Raw genomic sequence first — 20,170 nt, forward strand, 5'->3', positions numbered from 1 at the left:
GCTCAGCGCTGCCAGAGGAACGCAGCAGTCCCGCACGGGCCGCATCGAAACCCGTATCCGCAACCTCCGCCGCCAAAGTTCGCCGAGGTTCGGTGATCGTGACCCTCCTCAAGCTGGACCACAAACTCCATCGACCGGGCGCAGCCGCTGCATACGGGTGTCTCGTCGTTCTGCAGCCAGGCAGCGTTACCCCCTACCTGGCCGAGGACGTCTCCCACCGGTCGCCCCGTTCGCTCGTGCCATCGGCCCGGCGCCTCCAGATAATTCTCGACATCGAGTGTCTCGAACCGGACCCCGCAGGTCTCGTCCAAGAGCGTGACGCCCTCGCTGGGCGGGACGGGTAGGTAAATGGCATCGGCACCGAACGCGAACGCACGATTGCCACCGGCGTCGGCGTCCCACTCGGCACACAAGCCAGGATCGTTCTGGCACATGAAGATGGACAGCAGACCAGTGGTTCCAGCCTCGACGTCGGCGAGACTCACTTGTGCCAAGAACTGCATCGGCCCAGCGCACCCGTGACACCGAGGCCACTCGAAGTTCGAGGGAACGCGCGGCACGCCGCCCGTTCGGGTCACTATCGCATCCGCGGCGGTCGCACCGGCATAGGTCATGATCGTCACCACGCGGGCAGAATAAAGGCGAAGAGGCCGGACCTCAAGGTCCACCATTTCGGCCATCCCCTGATCTTGAGGCATGGCCCGGCCTCTCGGAACATCCACTTCCGCCGCGATCTTCGAGGTTCAGTCGTTCACCAGCAGTATTGCGGCGACCGCCTGAATCCGTCCCGCCCGGGCGGGGCCACCGCAACCGTCAGAACGATCCGGCCCGCCATCATTGTTCGGGCAGTGGCTCGCCCTGCGTGGTCGACAGCTTCAAGGCGCGACGTACCGCCAGCATGTGGGTGGGAACGTGGCGCTGCTGGGCCTGCTCGACCCGATGGCGCAGATCGTTGTCGCTGGTCGCGCCGGCGGCGGACTGCCACAGCGGCAGCGCCGCGTCGAGGTCGGCGACGAGTTGGAGCATTGCCGGCTCGGCCTCACTCGGCCATGGTTGCGTGTCCACCTTCACTCCCATGGCCGAGCACGCGTCGACAGTCTGCGCCACCGCGCTCCGCAGCTCGGCCGGCGGGCCGGCCGTCAGCAGCGCATCAACGCGCGCCGTGAGCTGAACGCAGTCCCGGATCGCCAGCAGGAAGTGGAGCTGGTCGGTGTTCACGATCGCGGCGTCCTCGCGGAGTGATCGGCTGATCGGCGCCTGGTCCGCCGCGAGGAAGCAGGTGATGCTGTGGCTCCCCCGCGACCACTCCGAGTCCCGCGGCACGTACCAGCGGGCATGCACATCGGCCGGCAACGACAACGGGTCGAGGACGTAGTTGCGAGTCACCGAGAGGCAACCCTCCTGGGCGCGTTGAACGAGCGCCGCAGCCCCCGGATACTCGCCGACGTTGCCTCTCCCGTCCCCGAAACCGACCCAGCCGGCCATCTCGGCACGGTGTGGCCCGGTGCAAGGGAGCGTCGCGATCTGCCCGGGCACGAACGGGTCGTCGCGCCCCTGCGCCGGAAAGTCCAGGCACTGGCCGATCCGCAGCGCCACCATGTCCTCGGCGCGGTGCGTCACGTACCAGTTGACACCGACGACGACGGCGAGAACGACCGCCCAGACACCGCTGAGCACCAGTCCCGCGACGGCGAGGCCCTTGCCGCGCTGACCGGTTTGCTTGATCTTCACCAGCGCGGCGGCGCCCAGCAGCGGGCTGAAGATGAAGCCGCCGATCAGGCCGAAGATCAAGGAGGCGACTGCCAGCCCGCTGAGATCGTCTCGCGGACCGCCGGTCAGGTCCGGGTCCCACTCGACCGGAGGACGGCCCACCGGCGTGGCTGGCCCTTCGCCCGGTTCCAGCCCGGTGGCTCCCTGGTACATCGCGCGGTGTCTCCTCAACTGCTGTTCTGATTAGCGACCGGACGATACGGCACGCGGGAGCAAGCACGAGGTCCGTCCGCCGTGAGCCCGCCCACGCGTTGCCTGCGGCATTACGCCCCAGAGCACGTTCCGGAGAACGCGTTCGCCACACCGCATCCCATTGATCACCGCTCATGCATGAATGACGTTTTGCCATGATCCGCGCCACTGGCGCCTTCCCCGATAACACCGCGTGAACGGCGAGCATCGTCGTATTGGCGACGACCGAACCGCCAAGGGTCGAACGGCGTGTACGCGACGAACCTGTTCGGCCTGCAGGCGGACGCGGTGACGTGGGACGAGGTGACCGGGTTGAGGGAGATGTCCGGCCAGTCGCTGGTGTACAACTTCTACCGGCTCGAACTCCACCGGCACGGCTCGGCACCGATGGCGCTGATCACGATCGGGTTCAAGCGCACCCTGATCGAGGCCGTGTTGCACCAGATGCAGAACGCCGGGTCGCCGAGCCGGTAGGTGTCCAGCCCTGCCGGAAGGGTCGCCGCTACCGTTGACCGGGTGATCGGCAACCTTGAGACGTTCCAGGACGAGCTGGCCGCCAGCGGGTTTCCGCCGCTGGTCAACAAGCTGGCCGGGGCCGGCTTCCGGGGCCGGATCACCACCCACGACCTCGGGCCGCTGCGGCTGGTCTCCCTCGACACGCCCGAGAGCGCCTGTACCGGACGCGAGCGCGACGCCTCCGACGGCGAGAACCTGGCGGTCAAGGTGATGACCCGGGGCCGGACGCGGATCGAGCAGGGCCGCGGCGACGCCGAGCTCGGGCCGGCCGACCTGGTGCTGCTCGATCCCACGCGTACGCTGCGGTTCGAGAGCACCGCCGGGGCACACGTCACCATCCTGGTGCCGCGCCGGGAGCTGCGGATCCGGCCCGCGCAGATCGACCGGCTGATCGGCAAACGCATCGACGGCAGCCACGGTCCGGGCGCTCTCGTCTCCGTGCTGGCTCGCCAATCAGTGCGGTCGGCGACCGGGTTCCGCGAGGCGGAGGCGCTGCGGTCGGCGGCGGCCGTCATCGAACTGATCACGGTCGCGCTGGAGGCCCGGCTGGGCGACGAGCAACCGGCCCCGGACGAGTGGCTGCGGAACCGGATCGCCGGCTACATCGAGGCCCGGCTGGCCGATCCCGATCTGTCCCCGCTGGGCATCGCGGCCGCCCATCACCTCTCGGTGCGCCGGCTGCACAAGCTGTTCGAGGACCAGCCGCTCACCGTCGCGGCCCTGATCCGGCGTCGCCGCCTCGAGCGCTGCCGGGCCGAGCTGACCGGAGGCGGACGTACGGTCACCGCCGTGGCCGCCCGGTGGGGGTTCTCCGACGCCACCCATTTCAGCAAGCTCTTCAAGACGACGTTCGGCTACACCGCCCGCGCACTGGTGACCAACAACCGTGCGCTGACGACCAAGACGCGCACGGCCGGCCCGGAACAGGATGGTGGTGATCAAGGCAGGCGATAGCAAGGAGAGAAGTCGTGGCGAAGGTGAACATCGTCCGCCCGGGTGAGGGCGAGATCCTCGGCAGCGGGGCGCACCAGATCCGGATCCTGGAGAACGGCGAGCACACCGACCACCGGCTGGGGTTCGCCGAGGTCACCATTCCGCCGGGCACCCCGAGCCCGTTGCAGCACCGCCATGCCCAGCACGACGAGGGCTTCTATGTGCTGGCGGGAACGTTCCGGTTCACCGTCGGCGACGACCACTACGACGCCGGGCCGGGCACCTGGGTCATCGTGCCGACCGGGGCTCCGCACACGTTCGCCAACATCGGCGACGAGAACGCGGTCATGCTGAACACGTTCACACCGGACCTGTACGTGCAGTATTTCCGCGACTTCAAGGCCATGATCGATTCCGGGCAGCCGGTCAACGCCGAGACCATGAAACCGCTGTGGAAGAACTACGCCACCGAGATCTCGAACGAATACGCCTCATAAAGACCCTTTTTTGGTACGCCGTTACGGCCGCCCTGAGGTAATACGGCTCGCAAAGTTCACGCCACCACGACCGACCATGCCGGGCGGCCCACCGGACCAGGAGCTGAGTGGCGCAGGTCCGGCCCGTCGCGAAATGCCTCGACATCGGTGGCGGTGACCATGGACGCTTCGCGCGATGACGCCGGCAACGACCTGGCCACACAGGCCGTCGGAACCATCCGCAACGGCCTGCACGTCGACCTGCGCTGGATCCTGCTGCACCTCACCGAGGAGACCGCCCGCCACAGCGGCCACCTGGACATCCTGCGCGAAATGCTCGACGGCACCACCGGCGGCTAACTCCAGCGGAGATCACGGACGCGGCTGACCCGGCTACCGGCCTTCGGCAGATGCGGCCTCAGCCGGGCCCGTGCCGCGCCCGTCAGATCTCCGCTCTATAGGTGGTTCAAAAACCGAGTCCGTTCAGGATGCGTTGCACCGCTTCGGGCACCCCAGGGCTCGCCTTCTCGGTCCCGGCGCCGGCCGAGATCCGCTCGCCGGCGATCAGGCTCATCAGTTCATCGACCTTGGCGATGACATCCTGCCGATCGGCCTCCGCTGCGGCGTCGCGCAGTTGCAACGAGAGTCTGAGCAACGTGGCGGTCTGCTCGGCTGCCTCACCTGATCGTTGATGTTCCATGTCGCCAGGGTAAGCAAATGCTGCCACGCGGACTGTTCACGCGGCGTCCGGGCTGGTCACCGCCACCAGGACGGCCAGCGCTTCGTCGTATTGGTGACGGCCGAACCGCCAGGGGCCGAATCCCGAGTAATCGCGCGCCTTGCGGTGCGGTTGTTCGAACGCGTCCCAGCTCACCTGGTCATCGGTCACGGTGATGCTGGTCGTGAGCGGCCAGCATCCCCAATCGCCGCATTCACAGCCGAGCACAGGTGTCTCGAGAGGCGCTCGCAAGCAGACCACCTGGTGGACGGCGGGCCGCAACCACACCACGGCCGGTGACTTCGACGGTGACGGCCGTACCGATCTGGCGTTGTACCGCACCGGAAACGGGTTCTGGAAACCTCAAGAGCGTCGCCACCGGCAACCAGATCGTGGGCCTGCACCCGTACGGCGGCGACCCGTCCGACACCCCGGTCATCCACTGACCCCTCGACAACGAACGGCGCCGCTGCAGCTCCAACCGCAGCGGCGCCGTTGCCGTCGTACCTTCGAATGGGTTTTTTCTGTCAAGCCGCCGGCAGGGAACCCACCAGCGTGCCCCCTCGGTCCTGCGTCAGGTCAGCGGGTCCAGACCTGTTTGCCGGCCGCGTCGTACAGGCGCAGGGAGCCGTCGGTGCCCAGGACCAGCCAACCCGCGGACTTGCCGAAGGTGCCGGTGGCCCAGGTCGGCGCGCCGTTCTTATCGATCATGACGAGGTTGCCGTCGGTCTGCAGGGTCAGCTGGGCGCCGCCCTTGCCGGGAGACCAGACCTTGGTGCCGCTCTTCGTCAGGGTCAGCGCACCGGAGGTCACGGTCAGCCGATAGTCGCCCGCCTTCAGGTAGGCGTTCTCCTCGACGCTGCTGCCGGCGCCGATCCGGTCGGTGCCGCAGGCCGCCCAGACGTTGCTGAGGTCGGGCAGCGTGCTCAGCACGTCGCTGCTCAAGGCCACCGAGTTGCCCGAGCCGGTGTCGTGCAGGCACTGGAAGGTGGCCAGGTCGGGAACCCAGCGGCGTTTGCCGTCGTTGCCGACCAGCCACGAGGTCTTCTGCGCCGCGGTGTCACCGTCGTAGGTCACCAGGGCGCGACGGTAGTCGCGGGTGCCGATGGTGCTCATCCACACCTTCTGGTTGCTCTTGTCGAACAGCGCGAAGGTCCCGTCATCGCGCACCGACAGCCAAACCGCACCGGACCCCATCGTGTTGCTGGCCCAGAGCACCTGCGATCCCTTGTACAACACCAGGTTGTTGTCCTCCTGCAGGATCAGCCGATCACCCGCCCCGGACGGCGCCCAGCGGGCCTTGTTCAGCGTGTCGACGGTGCGCAGCCCGTCGTTGGTGAGCGTCAGCCGCGCTCCGCCACCCGACTTCAGGTAGGTGCCGACCTCGAGCTCGCTGTTGGTGCCCATCGTGTACGCCCCGCAGACCGCCCAGACGTCCTTGAGGTTGATGTATTTGTCCAGCGTGCTGCCCGGCGCCTCGACCGGGCCGCTCTTGCCCGCGGCCTTCAGGCAGTCGTACGTGGCGATGTCCGGCACCCAGCGGCGGTAGCCGTCCGCGCCCACGAGCCAGGAGGTCTTCTGTGCCGCGGTCTCGCCCTTGAAGTGCAGGATCTGATTACGCAGGTCGTACTCCAGCTCGCCGTCGGCGGCCGCTCCGCCGTCGACCCGGGTGCCCGAGACCAGCACGACCAGCACGTTCTTGGTGCCCGACTTGAAGGCGACCGTGGACACGTCACCGGAGCTCGAGGAGTCGGTGCGCTGGAAGCCCGGCCGGACGAACCTGGCGAACTGCGCGTAGTAGTAGAACTCCTGGCTCGGCGCGAACGTGCCGCCGCCGGTGTAGCTCAGCAGGCCGCGGCAGGTCTTGCACGAGTCGCCGCCGCCCAGGAACGGGCTGCCGTCGGCGTTCTGGGCCAGGCTCCAGTAGGTCGCCCCCTTGGAGCCGTTGAGCAGCGGGCCCATCAAGTGGTTGGCAACCGTCCAGCCGAGGTCCTCGGCGGCCTTGTCGGGCCGGTCGGTCCAGCCCGAGCACTCCGTCATGTACGTCGGCTTCTTGCTGGTCTGCGCGCCGTAGTGGTTGCCGACGTAGCAGTGGTAGCCGATCGCGTCGACGCTGCCGCCGGTCGCGAGCGCGTCGACGTAGTCCGGGTCGTTCCAGTTGTGGTCCCAGCCCATGATCTGCACGTCCTGCGGCAGCTGGGCCCGCAACGCCTTCGACAGGGCGACCTGGTCGCCGGCCGTCATCAACGTCGTCGGCATCTGGGTCTTGCAGTTCTGCGGCTCGTTCTGCATCGACACCATCCAGGGCTTGATCCCCCGGTCGGTGTAGGCGGCGACGTACTTCTTGAAATACTCGGCGTACGCGGGGATCTGCTTGCTGTCGAGCTGATTCGCCTGGGTTCCGCACTCACTCGGCCGCAGGCTGCCGCCGCGCTTGGCCCAGCCCGGCGCGCTCCACGGCGTACCAATGATCTTCAGGTTGCCGCCGGCAGCCTGCTTCGCCGCGACCAGGCTGTTGATCTGCCGGACGCCGCTCGGCTGGGCGGTCACGCTGAAGCTGCCGCGCGTGTCCTCGTACGTGTGGAAGTCGTTCGGATCGGCCATCAGGTCGCTGGATCCCATCGGGGACCGGGCCATCGTCAGCCCGGCCTGCCCTTCCCCGGTGCCGAACAGCGTGTCCAACGCGGTGCGGTCGGTACCGATCAGCGCCGCGGCGGAATCCGTCATCGCACCGCCGAAGCCCTCGATGACCTGGCCGGTGGGCACCGGGTTGACGGTGATCGTGTCGGTGGTGCCGCCGTACGCGGCGACGGTCATGTTCTCCGTCTTGCGGTTCAGCGCCGTGCCGGCCGGGTTGGCGCTGGTCAGCCACTCCTGCGGCGCGCCGCCGTCGGTCCAGGTGTAGGTCGCCACCGAGTTCCTCGGCTGTGTCGCCGCGAACGAGGTGCCGCCCGCGTTGACCTGGATCGTGCGCGCATCCGACGGGTACGGGTTCGCCGGCGTCGGTGGCGTGGTCGGCGTCGGGTCGGCGCCTTTCACATTCGCGTCGACGATCCGATTGACGATCTCCCCGCTGGGGAAGTCCAGCATCACGGCACCCATCCGGGTGAGCGTCTCGGTGCCCTCGAACGTGGTGCTGTCCCGGCCGGGGAAGAACTCCGGGCATCGCTTGCCGTCGTCGGTGTCGGAGTTCTTCAGGCACTGGATGAGGAAGGCGTTGACGCCGGTCCAGCCCACCTCTCCCCCAGCGGCGACCCAGGGCCGGACGCCTCCGGAGCCACTCAAATAGTTGATGTACATCTTGTCCTTGTGGAAGCCGTACTCCTTCTCACCGCCCCGGCTCAGGTCGAAGGTCCCGTTCGCCCGGCGCAGGTGGGCACGGACCTTTTCCCACTTGCGCGCGATGTCGTCGTTGGTCGCCAGTTCGTAGTCGTCCTGGACGAACTCCTCGTTCCGGCCCCCGGCCGGATACACCTGCGACAGCCCGTAGCCCGGGTAGATGCCGCCCTGGGGGCCGCGGAAACCCAGCAGTACGACCTTGCCGCGGACGGCACTGAGCAGCGGGACGTCGGCCTGACTCGTCCCGGTGATCGACTTGTCCCAGAACAGGTCCGACCACTTGGTGCCGTCCGCCGTGCCGTCCAGGTACTCGCGGAAGACCGCGCGGCGCGCCTCGTCGTTGTCATTGCCCGGAGCGTCATAACAGTCCTTGGGAGCCGCGTTCTCACACTCCGCCTTGAGGTGCAGGAGCACGGTCTCCCGGGAATGTGCGGCCAGGAAGTCCCGCAACGTCGTGAGCACGTCGGTGAAATTGGCGTGCTGGTAGTAGACCCCGTGATGGATGGTGAAGCTCCGCTTGTCGCCCTCCTTGTTCACCCGGACCCGGATGTCGAGGGACCGGATGCCGTACTGGAGCTGCTTGCTCAGCGTTTTGGAGCCGAAACCGAAGTCCTGCTGCGTCTTGGTGATGCCGGTGCTGATGGCCTCGCACCCGGTCCCCTCGGTGTAGAAACCGCACAGCGCGAGGGAATCGTGCGTGCCGGGGACCGACATCCCGGCAAGGCTCCGGTCACCGGGCAGCTCGCCCATCCAGCTGTCGTTGCTGGCTCTCGCTTCGTGCAGGCTGTTGTAGTAGTCATTGGCAAGCGCCGGTGAGTCGGTGGCCGCGACGGCCACAGCGGCGCTCACCAGCGACAGAAGGACGGCCAGGAAAGCCCTGATCAGGACACCTCTTGCCGGCGTCACACCGGATCGAGGACGAGTCAGGGCAGGGGCTGACGTCAAGGGTCTCCTTGCTGAGGTGATGGCGTCGGAAGGAATTCCCCGGAACGCCAGGACACCGTATGGAGACACCCCGTGGCCCGTCCTCCTTCTTTAGGCCGGAACCGCGTCTACTGTGGACAAGCTCACGGTCGCTCCCCCGCCGTGCGGGTCGCGGGTCCGGCGGTCAGTCGGCCAGACCGGCGCGCCAGGCCCAGGAGGCGACCTCGACCCGGTTCCGCAAGCCGAGCTTCGCCTGCGCCGCCGCCAGGTGTGTCTTGACCGTGGACATCGCCACGAACAGGTCACCGGAGATCTCCTGGTTGGTCCGGCCGGCGGCCACGGCGCGGACCACGTCGGCCTCCCGACCGGTCAGCGGTACGGTCGGCATCGGCGCACGGACCGGCGCGTTCGCCCGGAAGTGGCGCAGCAGGCGCACGGTGACCTGCGGCGCCACCAGGGAGTCGCCACGCGCGGCGGCGCGGACCGCCTCGACCAGCAGCGCCGGACCGCAGTCCTTGAGCAGGAAACCGCTCGCGCCGTGCTGGAGCGCCGCGTGGACGTACTCGTCGAGGTCGAACATGGTGATCACGACCACCGGGATCGGGTCGGTCACGCCGGGGCCGGCCAGCCGCCGGGTGGCCTCCAGACCGTCCAGGCCGGGCATCCGGATGTCGAACAGGCACACATCGGGCCGCAGCCGCCGGGCAGTCTCGACCGCGTCGATGCCGTCGGCCACGTCGGCCACCACGGTGATGTCCGGCTGGGCCTCGAGGATCGTCCGGAACCCGGCGCGGATCAGCTCCTGGTCCTCGGCGATGACTACGCGCACGGTCACTTGCTCCTGACGTCCTGCGTGGCCGGTTCCACGATGATCATGTCATCCGCGTCGTCGGCGTCACGCAGTGTGGTGACCAGCCGGCGCATCGCGTCCAGCGCCTGCCGGCCGGTCGTCTCGAGGACCGGCATCGCCCGGCGGCCGGCCCCGGGATCGCCCGCACCCGCTGCCCGGGCCGCCTGGGCGTGTGACACCAACGCGCCGACGTGATGCGCCACCACGTCGTGCAGTTCCCGGGCCAGCAGCAGCCGCTCCCGCTGCCGGGCCGCCGCCTCGGCCCGCGCGGTCGCGCGCGCCTGCTCCCGGTCACGGTGCCGCAGATAGCCGCCGAAGGCCGCGGCCACCAGGACGAGCACCGCGGCCTCGGCCGTGTCGTACCACCACAGCTTGGGCCAGGCGGCGAGCTCGCGGGTCCTCAGCAGGTGCGCCAGCACCACGCCGAGCAGCAGCACCCCGGCCGGGGCGGCGGCGGTGCGCGGGTCCAGCCGGCGCACCACGGCGACGATGAGGATCGCTACGGCGGCGTACTCGGCGGAGGTCAACGGCCCCACCCGGAAGCCGGCCGACGACAACACCGCCGCGGCGACGACCAGGACGACGGCGGCGCCGACCGCGGCCCGCGCCGGCCGGTCGTCGGCCACCAGAGCAAACCCGCAGGTGACCAGTGCACCGACGAGCATCCATGTCAGGCCCGGGACGGCACCCGGGATCGAGAGCAGGTCCCAGGCCAGCAGGGTCGCCAGCAGTACGGCCACCGGCCCCTGCCGGCGCATCCACGATCGAACGGTCACCCGGTCAGTCTCAGTGACCCGGCCCACCGCCGCACACCCGGATGGGAACGCTCCCGCGCGAGATCGCCCACACAGGTCGGCGGCTACCCTACCGGTCGGCCGGCGAGGAGGACCCATGGCACGAAGACTGACGCGGCAGATCCGCCCGGGCTGGCTGGTCGCCCTGGTGCTGTCCGTGCCTCTGGTGCTCGACCTGCCGCTCGACGCCTACGACCCGTCCTACGACGGGTGGTGGGTGCTGCCGTGCGCCGTGCCGCTCATCGTGTGCGCGTCGTGGGCGCCGCGGTGGTACGGGCCGCGCCGGCTCGCACCGCCACCGCCGTGGTGATCCTGCTCAACGCCGCCGAGGGCGCCGCGGTGGCGCTGCGGGGCTGGCGGCCGGCCCCGTCGCTGTGGGACGTGGCCGGGATCCTGATCTTCAGCGTCACCCCGGTGGCCCTGGGTCTTTTCCTGCGCTCCCGCAGCGCCGCGGCCGCCCGGGCCAGCCGCGCCGCGGTCGCCGCGGCGCGCCGGCAGGAACGCGTCGAGCTGGCGCGGGAACTGCACGACGTGGTCGCGCACCACATCGGCGGGATCGTCGTGCAGGCCCAAGCGGCCCAGGTCGTGCCCGGCACCGCCGCGCCGGACCGGTTACTGCCGCTGGCCGAGCGGGCCGGTACCGACGCGCTGGCCGCCATGCGCCAGCTGGTGACGGTGCTGCACGACGGCGAACCGGGCGGCGCCCCGGCCCCGACCATGGACCTGAACGCCGATCTGCGTGCCGTCGCGACGGCCGCGCCCGGCGGCTCGCCGGTACGGCTGACGATCGAGGAAACCGAGCCGATCCCCGCCGCGGTCGGAACGTCGGTGCTGCGGCTGGTGCAGGAGTCGGTGACCAACGCGCGCCGGCACGCCGCCGGGGCGCGCGAGATCGCCGTGACCGTCCGGGCCGCGGACGGCCTGGTCCGGGTCACGGTCCGCGACGACGGGCGGCCCGGTGCGCAGCCGCAGCGCTACGGCGGCGGCTTCGGGCTGGTCGGCATGCGCGAGCGGGTGCAGTTGCTCGGCGGCCGGTTCACCGCCGGGCGCGAACCCGACGGCGGCTGGCAGGTCACCGCCGATCTGCCACTGGGAACGACCGTCGAGAACCGCGGGTGACGGCGGCCGATCATGATCAGACCGCAGGTCCTGGCCGACTAATTCCCCGCGAATACCCACCAGTCGCGCGCGGGCAGACGCACCCACCGGTCGGGTTCGGTGAACGGGCGGGCGTCGGCGGGACGGACCCCGGCGTAGGCGCAGCAGTACTCGACGGCGTGGTGCTGGTACAGGAAATCGCGCAGGACGTCCGCGGCCGGGGCGTCGGCCTCGGACCAGCCGCCACCCGGGTGCAGGTCCCATCCGGTCATGTCGCCGTCGTGCATCGCCGCACCCTGATTGCCGCTCTTCGGATTGGCGTACATGCCGTAGGACACCGTGCCGGCCGACAGCAGGCGCGCGACCACCGGCATCGACGCGCCGTACGCCCACGGCTGGCTGACGACGCAGCCGCCGGGGACGTCGGTGACGCCGAGCGTCCGGATCGCATCGTCGTCGTGGGCGCCCCACATGTCCTCGAGAACGATGTCGTCCTCGAGGACCGTGGCGTCCAGCCGTCGTGTCGCTTCGGTGGCGTCGATGCCGGCGACGCAGCACAGGCTCATACCGTCGCCGCGGATGTCGGCGAGCGCGTCGATCAGCCGGCGCGCCTCCGTGACGGCGGCGGCCTCCGCCTCCGTCAACGTCGCGCTCGTGTCGAACAGTTCGGGCGTCGCTCCGGCACGGCTCAGCCGCGCCGGTGACCATCCGGCCATCATCGGCCGCTCGGGGTCCGCGCCGGCGGCCACCAGCGCGCGGGCGTTGGCGGGCTTTCCGGCGTGAACCGCGAGCCAGAGCGCGGTGCGCCCGCCGTCGACGGCATCCACGTCGTCAACGAGCCGGGCCAGCTCCGTCACCACCTCGGCCGAGCCCTCCCGTGCTGCGTGGTGCAGCGGCCGCCCGTGCCCGCGTACCAGAATGTTCGGGTCAGCACCGGCCGCGAGCCGTTCCCGCACCGCGGCGAGGTCCGACCACGACCCGTAGCCCATCCGCGACCAGCCGATGTCCGTCACCTGCGCCCCCTGCCCCTCGGACCGGATCAAGTATGGGACGGCAGACGGGTTACCGCAGGCCCGGGACCGTTATCATCCCGGCGTGGGAGAGGACCTTTCCGGACGGCTCTACGGTGTTGCGTGGTGGGTCACGCCGCGGTTGCCGGGCCCGGTCGCCGCAATCGGCTTCGACGCCGTCGCCACCGTGATGCGCTGGTCCGGCGTGGGCGGGGTGCATCAGCTGCGGGTCAACCTGGCCCAGGTGCTCGGCCAGCCGGCGGACAGCCCCGCAGTGACCGCCACGGCCGACCGGGGCGTGCACTCCTATCTGCGGTACTGGCGGGAGTTCTTCGGGCTGGCCGGATGGAGCCCGGACCGGATCCGCGACACCGTGGTCTTCGAATCGCTGGACCGGGTGGCCGCCGCCCGCGACGCCGGCCGCGGCGTGGTGCTGGCGCTGCCGCACAGCGGCAACTGGGACCTGGCCGGCGCCGCGCTGGTGCTGAACGGGCACCGGTTCACCACCGTCGCGGAACGCCTGCGCCCGGAACGGCTCTACCAGCGGTTCGTGAGCCACCGTGCGGCGCTCGGCATCGAGGTGCTCCCCGCCGACGAGACCCGGCGGGCGATCACCACGATCACCCAGCGGCTCCGGGCCGGCGAGGTGGTGTGCCTGGTCGCCGACCGGGACATGTCCGCGGCCGGCATCGGCGTACGGTTCTGCGACGCCCCGACGACCTTCCCGGCCGGACCCGCGCAGCTGGCCCTGCGCACCGGCGCCGCCCTGATGCCCGCAACACTCTGGTACGACGGTCCGCAGTTACGGGTCCGGATCAACCCGGAGATCGTCCCCGGCCGTGACGGCACCACCCGGGCCCGGGTCGCGGCGATGACGCAGGAACTGGCCGACGTCTTCACCGGCGCCGTTCGCCGGCATCCCCACGACTGGCACGTGCTGCAACCGGCCTGGCCCGCCCCCGCCCAGCAGGGCTGAGCCGAGCGGCACGCCCATTGTTCATTCCGGGGAAGCCCGGCCGTGACCTTCATAGTCGATCATCAATCGACTGTCTACTGAGGAGTTGCGGTGGAGAAGACGTGGCGGCTGCCGGGCCACATCGTTGCGGCCCTGTGTGCCCTGGTGCTGGTCGTCGCCGGCATCCCGGCCCGGGCGATCGCGGCGGAACCGGCCCGATGGCACGGGCCTGCATCCGTCGAGGGTGTGACGGTCACCGAGACCGAGGACAGCGTCACGGTCACCCTGGAGAACGACGACATCGCCCGCGTCGACAGCGGTCTGCTGCTGACCTGGATGGACGAGCTCACCACCGCGGCGCCGGTGCTCACCGACGCGATCAAGGTGTCGTTCGACGCCCACCCCCTCGACATGGGCCTGTCCGCGGCCGACCGGGAGCCGTGGAGCACCTCCGACGCGGAACTGTCGATCTCGAGCGTCGGCAACAGCATCTCGATCGTGCTGCCGATGGACGAGGCACACACCGAGGCGAGCTGGTGGATGAAGCTGGTCGCCTCGGCCGTCGGCTACCTGAGTCAGCTGTCGATCCGGATCTCCTGCTACGCCGCCTTCAACGTGGGCTCGGCTGTCGCCGGCCCGGTCTGCGCCGGCCTGGGCGCCTTCACCGGCGTGATGGTCTACCAGGCGATCGTCATCTTCGTGGACCACAAGCAGGCCGAGCCGGAGCAGTGGGCGCAGGCGCTCGCGTTCGCGGTGGTCGCCGCGGCCGGTGCGGTGGCGTGGGAGAGCGGCCTCAACGACTTCGCGAAGACCAAGATGCGACCGCTGTTCGAGAAACTGCGGGACGCCACGTACGAGCTGGCCAAGAAGGCCGGCCCCTGGATCAAGCGAGCCATCGGTGACGGGTTCACCTGGCTGGGCGATCGGCTCGGCGAACTGTCGCAGTACATCTCGGACAAGATGAGCGCCGCCTATCGTGCGCTGTTCGAGAGTGCCGGCGTGGGCACCGTCAAGGTGATGGTGGTCGGCGACTCGATGAGCCACGGCCGCGAGGGCGACTACACCTGGCGGTACCGGCTGTGGCAGTGGTTCCAGAGCCAGCACATCGCCGTCGACTTCGTCGGCCCGTACTCCGGGACGCAGCCGCCCGACGAGGCCGCGCCACCGCGCCCGCCGCTGCTGCAGGGCGAGACCGAGGCGGGCAGCAGGCCGCGGACTTCCGGATCGTACGCCAATGGGGTTGTGCCTTTTGACAGCAACCACTTCGCGGTCTGGGGCCGGCAGGCGAACCAGGACAAACAGCTGATCAGGGAGCAGGTCGCGGCCTGGCAACCGGACCTGCTGCTCGTCGGCCTCGGCTTCAACGACCTCGGCTGGTTCGTCAGCGGCCCGGACGGCACCCTGGCCAGCATGAAGTCGCTGGTCGACAACGCCCGCGCCGCCAAGCCGAACCTCAAGTTCGCGCTGGCCAACGTGCCGCAACGCACCAAGATCAACGGCCGGGACGACCTGCCGGTGAACACCGACACCTACAACCGGATGCTCGCCACCGCGATCCCGGGCTGGAGCACCGCCCAGTCACCGGTCCGGCTCGTCGACTGGCGCGGCGACTACCGCTGCGAGGTCGGCGGTTGCCCCGCCGGATACGACGGCCTGCACCCCAACGCACTCGGCGAGTACCAGATCGCGCACGCGTTCGAGCAGACCCTGCACGACGGTTACGGCCTCGGCGCGAACGTGCCCGCGGTGCCCGCCACCGCGCCGGGCCGCGCCCTGTCGACACCGGCCCAGGTCAGCGCCGTCGCCAGCCCGGGCGGGTTCACTGTCACCTGGAATCCGGTCTTCGGCGCGTCCGGCTACACGGTGCGTTCCCGGCTCGTCGGCCAGTCCGCCTGGAGCGAGATGCCCGCGTCGGCTGCCCGCTACGACAACGGCTGGGTCCTCGACGGCCAGCAGTGGGAGGCCCAGGTCCGGGCGAACTACGGCGACCAGGCTTCCGGCTGGTCAGGTGTGGTCGGCACGACCGTGCACCCGCAGACCGCGGCCGGCGCGTCGAACATCCTCACCCTCGCCGCGCTCGACGGCCTCGACATCGCCTGGGACCCGCCGACCGGCAACTACACGTCAAGCATCGAGCGGTACAGCGTGCTCACCTACGACCAGGACACCCCGGGCGCGTGGCTCAACGCCGTCGGGATCAAGGGGCAGCGGGCGCACATCGGCGGGCTCATCTCGGGACACCGCTACATCGTCGCGATCCAGAGCTGGAACGCCGCCGGCGGTGGTTTCCCGTCCACCGGCCACGCCATCGTCGTCGGCGCCGGGAAACCGGCGGACCCCACCGGGCTGACGGTCACCGCGACCGATCCGACCACCGTCCAGCTGGCGTGGACCGCGGCCGCCGGGGCCGGCGGCTATGAGGTCCGGATCCGCAACATCAACAACAACACCACATCGTACGAGGACAGCGGCACCACCACGCACGGCATCGCGTACCTGTTCCCCGGGTACTGGAACTACGAGTACTGCGTGCGGGCGTACAACGGCGAACAGAAGTCGGGCTGGTCCAACTGCGTCGTCCTGCCGCCGAACACCGCGGGAAGTCCCGGGCAGCCACCGGGCCAGTAGTGCGGCGGACAGCGCGAGCCGGCCCGGGCCCGCGCTGTCCGCCCACGCCACGTGAACGACCCGCTGATGTGATCAATGTGCAGTACGGCTGTTCGGCTCCGATGAGTCCGCTTCCAGCGTCGGCGGGAGTATCGCCGGGACCGGTCGAGTCCTGAGCTGGTACGAGACCGCACAGACGGCGAGCGCCAGCCCGTAGCCGCCGAACGATATCGGCTGGGCCACGCCGATGTAGCTCAGCGCATCGAAGCCGGTGCGGCCATGCCACTGCAGCACACCGCCCGCCAGCAGCATGACGTAGACCCCGGAGCCCAGTCCGTAGAGCGCCAACGTGGGGGCGATCAGCCAGACCGGGACGATCGGCAGGAAACGGGGGACGCGCCGACCGGCCAGCAGGATCGTCCAGCGGGGGAACACCATGCCCCACGGACGGACCAGACCGAGCAGCAGGAACACCGCCAGGCCGAGGCCGACGCAGAGCGCGACGGCCATGCTGGGACTCGGGCGGTCATCGTGGGGCTCGAGACCGGGCACCCCGACTACCGACATCAGGTGCACGCCCCCGTACGGCAGCCACGCCACACAGCCGGCGTAGGCGATCCAGCGGATCCGTACCGGGGCGGCGTGCGCGGGCGGCCGGACGCCACCGGTGCGGCGCCGCACGGTGGCCGCGACCACGAGCGCGCCGGCGGCCGTCAGTCCGAGGCGTTCCAGGAACGCGGGCCAGGCAGGATCGCCGTGGCGGTCGGTGACCGTGGCGGTGAGAGCGAGTTCGATGAGGTTGAGCAGCAGCCAGCAGCTGCCGGCGAGCAGCACGGCCGCCATCGCCCATGCCGCCCATCGGCTGCGGGTAAGCACCACGGCGCTCGCGAGCAGCAACACCGCCGCGGCGGGCCACGCCGCACGCGGAAAGCCGGCAAAATCGTAGTGGCCGGCGAACGCGCCGATGCCGACGCCGATGCCGAACACCGCGGTGAATGCGGTGGCCGCCCGCGCAGCCCAGACCGTTGATCGCGCACCGGCAGTCTCCGTGCCCGCGCCCGCGCTGAGCCATGCGGACCATTGCCGCCGCCAGGACAAATCGCCGCTTCTTGAAACGCGCTCTGCCATGCGCTCTCCCCGGAAGATCGATGCCACCCAGGTATGCGGATCCCGACCGCATCACCATCGTCGAGCTCTACGTTCGACGACACGCGACACGTTTCGAACCCCCTGCAGAGGGAGATCGATCCCTCTGTGGAGGGAGATGGCCTCTCCGACGAGTGGTCGCTCAGCGACCCGCCAGTCCCGGTCCGAACCAGGTGGTCAGCGCGTGCGTGAGGCCGTCGCCGCCGTTCTCGTGCGCCCAGGCGACGTAGCCATCGGGGCGGACCAGCAGACCGGTCAGCGTCTCGGCGGCGACGGCGGGGACTGTGGTAGGTGTCCAGCAGCCCGGCCGGGGCGTCGCCGCGGACCTGCGCGGCGAGTTTCCAGCCGAGGTTGGCGGCGTCCTGGATGCCGGTCGTCATGCCCGGGCCGCCGGCGGGCAGCTGGATGTGTGCCGCGTCCCCGGCGAGCAGGATCCGCCCGGCACGGTACCGGTCGGCTTGGCGGGCCGCGTCGGTGAACCGGGACAGCCAGCGTGACTCGCTCATCCCCACCTCGGCGCCGAGCACCCGGCGAGTGGCGCCGCGCAAGTCGTCGAGGGTCACCGGGGCGTCCCGGTCCCCGCCGGTCCGCCATTCGGAGACGACCACCCGGTGGACGCCATTGCCGAGCGGGAACGCGGTGAACAGGCCGGTCGGGGTACGCCGCATGCCGGGCGGCACCGCGTCCGGGTCGGTCAGCGTGACGTCGCCGAAGCGGGAGATCTGGGTGGCCTCGGTACCGGTGAAACCGATGCCGGCCGCCCGGCGGACCAGGCTGCGGGCACCGTCACAGCCGACCACATAGCGGGCATCCAGCCGGTAGCCGCCGTCCGGTCCGTCGACCTGGAGGGTGACCTGCTCCGCGGACGGGGCCACCTCGGTCATCTGATGACCGCGGCGCAGCTGCGCGCCGAGCTCGACGGCCCACTCCCGCAGCACCCGCTCGACCTGCGCCTGCGGCGCCACCAGGAGAGGCGGGAGGTGCTCGGACGACACCGACTCCAGCAGCGGCGTGAGATCCAGCGGGATGCCGCCGAAGTGGGTGAACCGGGCCCAGCCCCGGGCCGCGCCGTCGAAACGGTCGAGCAGGCCGCGGTAGTCCAGGGTCTGGGCGCCGCGACCGGCGATGCCGGGCGCCTTGGAGAGGCCAGTCGGGGCAGCCAGCCGTTCCAGCACGATCACCTCGACGCCGCCGAGCCGCAACTCGCCGGCGAGCAGCAGGCCGGTGGGGCCGCCACCGACGATCACCACGTCGACCGGGCTCATCGGCGCAGCTCGGCCGGAACGGGCAGGCCGGCGGCGACCTGGCCGAGAGCGTCCCGCAGCACGGCCGGCAAGGGCTGGGTTGCCCCGTTCTGCCGCCAGTGCTCCATCGTCACCCGGATCGCGCTCAGCACGGCGCCGGCAACCAGCCGGGGATAGAGGTCGCGGTCGGCGTCCGCGCCGATCCGGGACGCGACGGCCGCAGCGACGCCGGATTCGATCACCGCGTACGTCTTGAGGTGCTCGTCGGTGAGCAGCGGGGCGCTCTGGAGCCGCACCACCTGACGCATGTCGCTCTCGTCCCCGGCGAAGCCGTCCACGACAGCATCCGTCAGCGCCGCCCACAGCGGCTCGCCGACCGGGCGAGCGGCCAGCGCCTCGATGATCCGCTCGGCCCGCTGGTGGCCGGTGGCCAGCAGCGCTTCTTCCTTGGTGGCGAAGTAGTTGCTGAACGTGCGAACGGAGACGCCCGCCTCGGCGGCGATGTCCTCGACGCGCACCTGGTCCCAGCCGCGCAGGGCGGCCAGTCGCAGGGCGGGGATGAATCCGGCTGACGGGGTGTGGCAGTCGCCGTCCGCGAGATCCTCGATGCTGGTCCGCCCTCGGCATGCCTGCACCAAGCCGTCGGCTACCGGCCAGCACTCCGGCGGGCAGCACTCCTGATGGGTTGCCCAGCCGAGGCTGCCCGCGTGCGCGGCAACCACCGGGTACTCGCCGTCGGCGTCGGCGGGCTCGCGCATGTCGAACAGGTAGAACACGCCGCCACCGTTGAACGCGAACGGCAGCGCTCCGGGCATGTACTCCGGGAGGTGGTAGGCCAGCGTCATCGCCCGTACGCCGCTTGGCCCATCGGTCGGGAACAGCTGCAACCACCGCTCGCCGCTGCCGAAGTCACCGCCGTCTGACCATGCCAGCAGGCCGAGGTGTCGATGCGCAAGCTCGGCCGTGCCCTCGGCGTGGAGGCCATGGCGCTCTACCACCACTTTCCCAACAGGACCGCACTGCTGGACGAGGTGGTCGCCGCGATCGCGCCCGAGCCCCCGGCGCCGACCAGCGACTGGCGAGCGGATCTGGCCGAGCTCAGCCGCCAGTATCGGGACATGGTCAACGCGCACCCACACCTGTTGCCGGTGCTCTTGTCACGGCCGAGCCGCCACGAGCGGGCCGCGGCGACCCAGGAGGCGCAGTACGCCGCGCTGCGGCAAGCCGGGCTCCACGGCTCCGCGCTCCTGGACGCGCACCGCACCTGGGGCAGCTACGTCATCGGCTACCTGGTGGTGGAGCAGCAGGGGCGCATCGGCGCGCACGCCAGCCGCGAGTGGCGACCAGCTGTCACCGTGGACGCGCCGATCACCGCAGAGCTCGATCGCTATCAAGCCGCCCGGGACTGGGACCAGCAGTTCGACATCGGCCTGGCCATGCAGTTCGACGCCATCACCGCGCTGGCCGCCGGCCCACACTGACCCTCAAGCCCGTCTCGCGGTCGAAGCGATCGAGATCCTGCACATCTGCACGATCACCACGTCCTACCCGACCGGCAAGCAGACGACCAGCGGGATCTCACTGATGTGGATGTTGGG

General features: G+C 70.3%; 20 protein-coding genes. 10 read left to right on the forward strand and 10 right to left on the reverse strand.

The features are described 5' to 3' along the window. Positions 1-2: 2 nt before the first annotated feature. Together ADL15_RS41040 and ADL15_RS41045 are read right to left on the reverse strand one after the other, a co-directional pair. Positions 3-680: a DUF1963 domain-containing protein gene (locus ADL15_RS41040; protein WP_232344868.1), complete on the reverse strand. Its 678-nt coding sequence runs from the start codon at positions 678-680 to the stop codon at positions 3-5. Between the two features lie 154 nt (positions 681-834). Continuing rightward, positions 835-1,923 (reverse strand): DUF4190 domain-containing protein, encoded by a 1,089-nt coding sequence (locus tag ADL15_RS41045; protein ID WP_067703794.1) that lies wholly within the window; start codon positions 1,921-1,923, stop codon positions 835-837. Between the two features lie 288 nt (positions 1,924-2,211). Here ADL15_RS41045 and ADL15_RS41050 point away from each other — a divergent pair, with 288 nt between their 5' ends. The 4 genes from ADL15_RS41050 (at position 2,212) to ADL15_RS56700 (ending at position 4,247) form a co-directional block, all read left to right on the forward strand. Beyond that, on the forward strand, positions 2,212-2,436 hold the full coding sequence (locus ADL15_RS41050) for a hypothetical protein (protein ID WP_067703797.1): 225 nt from the start codon (positions 2,212-2,214) through the stop codon (positions 2,434-2,436). Positions 2,437-2,478: 42 nt separating this feature from the next. Beyond that, the gene (locus ADL15_RS41055) at positions 2,479-3,432 is read left to right on the forward strand and encodes a helix-turn-helix domain-containing protein (RefSeq protein ID WP_083972410.1); all 954 of its coding nucleotides are present in this window, start codon (positions 2,479-2,481) and stop codon (positions 3,430-3,432) included. 14 nt (positions 3,433-3,446) lie between these two features. Beyond that, positions 3,447-3,908 (forward strand): cupin domain-containing protein, encoded by a 462-nt coding sequence (locus ADL15_RS41060; RefSeq protein WP_067703802.1) that lies wholly within the window; start codon positions 3,447-3,449, stop codon positions 3,906-3,908. Positions 3,909-4,067: 159 nt separating this feature from the next. Then, positions 4,068-4,247 (forward strand): mycothiol transferase, encoded by a 180-nt coding sequence (locus tag ADL15_RS56700; protein WP_198171243.1) that lies wholly within the window; start codon positions 4,068-4,070, stop codon positions 4,245-4,247. Between the two features lie 106 nt (positions 4,248-4,353). Here ADL15_RS56700 and ADL15_RS41070 read toward each other — a convergent pair whose 3' ends face one another. Further along, complete coding sequence (locus ADL15_RS41070) at positions 4,354-4,587, reverse strand: hypothetical protein (RefSeq protein ID WP_157441937.1); 234 nt, start codon at positions 4,585-4,587, stop codon at positions 4,354-4,356. A gap of 36 nt (positions 4,588-4,623) precedes the next feature. After that, positions 4,624-4,776 (reverse strand): hypothetical protein, encoded by a 153-nt coding sequence (locus tag ADL15_RS41075; RefSeq protein ID WP_198171244.1) that lies wholly within the window; start codon positions 4,774-4,776, stop codon positions 4,624-4,626. Positions 4,777-4,901: 125 nt separating this feature from the next. Between ADL15_RS41075 and ADL15_RS53615 the strand changes: the two genes are divergently transcribed. Continuing rightward, complete coding sequence (locus ADL15_RS53615; protein WP_157441938.1) at positions 4,902-5,051, forward strand: hypothetical protein; 150 nt, start codon at positions 4,902-4,904, stop codon at positions 5,049-5,051. Positions 5,052-5,184: 133 nt separating this feature from the next. Here ADL15_RS53615 and ADL15_RS41080 read toward each other — a convergent pair whose 3' ends face one another. From ADL15_RS41080 to ADL15_RS41090, 3 genes are all read right to left on the reverse strand, one after another. Continuing rightward, the gene (locus tag ADL15_RS41080; protein WP_067703811.1) at positions 5,185-8,793 is read right to left on the reverse strand and encodes a phosphatidylinositol-specific phospholipase C domain-containing protein; all 3,609 of its coding nucleotides are present in this window, start codon (positions 8,791-8,793) and stop codon (positions 5,185-5,187) included. 259 nt (positions 8,794-9,052) lie between these two features. After that, complete coding sequence (locus ADL15_RS41085; protein WP_067703814.1) at positions 9,053-9,703, reverse strand: response regulator; 651 nt, start codon at positions 9,701-9,703, stop codon at positions 9,053-9,055. Then, positions 9,700-10,494, reverse strand: a complete 795-nt coding sequence (locus tag ADL15_RS41090) for a histidine kinase dimerization/phosphoacceptor domain-containing protein (RefSeq protein ID WP_198171245.1) — start codon at positions 10,492-10,494, stop codon at positions 9,700-9,702. Before ADL15_RS41090 ends, ADL15_RS41085 begins: the two co-directional genes overlap by 4 nt. Before the next feature lie 115 nt (positions 10,495-10,609). Here ADL15_RS41090 and ADL15_RS54700 point away from each other — a divergent pair, with 115 nt between their 5' ends. Together ADL15_RS54700 and ADL15_RS54705 are read left to right on the forward strand one after the other, a co-directional pair. Next, positions 10,610-10,822 carry a hypothetical protein gene (locus ADL15_RS54700; protein WP_067703820.1) on the forward strand — a complete coding sequence of 71 codons (213 nt, stop codon included), beginning with the start codon at positions 10,610-10,612 and terminating at the stop codon, positions 10,820-10,822. Next, positions 10,768-11,631, forward strand: a complete 864-nt coding sequence (locus ADL15_RS54705; RefSeq protein ID WP_067703823.1) for a sensor histidine kinase — start codon at positions 10,768-10,770, stop codon at positions 11,629-11,631. Before ADL15_RS54700 ends, ADL15_RS54705 begins: the two co-directional genes overlap by 55 nt. Before the next feature lie 38 nt (positions 11,632-11,669). Here the strand turns inward: ADL15_RS54705 and ADL15_RS41105 are convergent, their stop codons facing one another. Next, entirely contained in the window at positions 11,670-12,623 is a 954-nt protein-coding gene (locus ADL15_RS41105; RefSeq protein ID WP_198171246.1) for an ankyrin repeat domain-containing protein, read from the reverse strand. A gap of 82 nt (positions 12,624-12,705) precedes the next feature. Between ADL15_RS41105 and ADL15_RS41110 the strand changes: the two genes are divergently transcribed. Then, a complete protein-coding gene (locus ADL15_RS41110; RefSeq protein ID WP_067703826.1) occupies positions 12,706-13,596 on the forward strand; it encodes a phosphatidylinositol mannoside acyltransferase in 891 nt (296 codons plus the stop codon). 90 nt (positions 13,597-13,686) lie between these two features. Next, positions 13,687-16,203, forward strand: coding sequence for a fibronectin type III domain-containing protein (locus ADL15_RS41115; protein ID WP_067703829.1), 2,517 nt, complete (start codon positions 13,687-13,689; stop codon positions 16,201-16,203). 692 nt (positions 16,204-16,895) lie between these two features. On the opposite strand, the gene ADL15_RS57420 is transcribed toward ADL15_RS41115, so the two are convergent. Together ADL15_RS57420 and ADL15_RS41125 are read right to left on the reverse strand one after the other, a co-directional pair. Next, positions 16,896-18,593, reverse strand: coding sequence for an FAD-dependent monooxygenase (locus ADL15_RS57420; protein ID WP_067703832.1), 1,698 nt, complete (start codon positions 18,591-18,593; stop codon positions 16,896-16,898). Beyond that, positions 18,590-19,417, reverse strand: a complete 828-nt coding sequence (locus ADL15_RS41125) for an acyl-CoA-like ligand-binding transcription factor (RefSeq protein WP_198171247.1) — start codon at positions 19,415-19,417, stop codon at positions 18,590-18,592. The genes ADL15_RS57420 and ADL15_RS41125 overlap by 4 nt, the downstream gene beginning before the upstream one ends. Positions 19,418-19,519: 102 nt before the next feature. Here ADL15_RS41125 and ADL15_RS54710 point away from each other — a divergent pair, with 102 nt between their 5' ends. Continuing rightward, positions 19,520-20,053, forward strand: coding sequence for a TetR/AcrR family transcriptional regulator C-terminal domain-containing protein (locus ADL15_RS54710; RefSeq protein WP_232344870.1), 534 nt, complete (start codon positions 19,520-19,522; stop codon positions 20,051-20,053). Positions 20,054-20,170 lie beyond the last annotated feature (117 nt).

It is taken from the genome of Actinoplanes awajinensis subsp. mycoplanecinus (assembly GCF_001509495.1).
Taxonomy (GTDB): domain Bacteria; phylum Actinomycetota; class Actinomycetes; order Mycobacteriales; family Micromonosporaceae; genus Actinoplanes; species Actinoplanes palleronii.

Excerpts from the sequence above, each read along its gene's own strand:
- ADL15_RS41040 (WP_232344868.1), bottom strand. The coding sequence starts at position 680 with ATGGCCGAAATGGTGGACCTTGAGGTCCGGCCTCTTCGCCTTTATTCT.
- ADL15_RS41045 (WP_067703794.1), bottom strand. The coding sequence starts at position 1,923 with ATGTACCAGGGAGCCACCGGGCTGGAACCGGGCGAAGGGCCAGCCACG.
- ADL15_RS56700 (WP_198171243.1), top strand. The coding sequence starts at position 4,068 with ATGGACGCTTCGCGCGATGACGCCGGCAACGACCTGGCCACACAGGCC.
- ADL15_RS41070 (WP_157441937.1), bottom strand. The coding sequence starts at position 4,587 with ATGGAACATCAACGATCAGGTGAGGCAGCCGAGCAGACCGCCACGTTG.
- ADL15_RS54700 (WP_067703820.1), top strand. The coding sequence starts at position 10,610 with ATGGCACGAAGACTGACGCGGCAGATCCGCCCGGGCTGGCTGGTCGCC.
- ADL15_RS57420 (WP_067703832.1), bottom strand. The coding sequence starts at position 18,593 with ATGAGCCCGGTCGACGTGGTGATCGTCGGTGGCGGCCCCACCGGCCTG.
- ADL15_RS41125 (WP_198171247.1), bottom strand. The coding sequence starts at position 19,417 with ATGACGCTGGCCTACCACCTCCCGGAGTACATGCCCGGAGCGCTGCCG.
- ADL15_RS54710 (WP_232344870.1), top strand. The coding sequence starts at position 19,520 with ATGCGCAAGCTCGGCCGTGCCCTCGGCGTGGAGGCCATGGCGCTCTAC.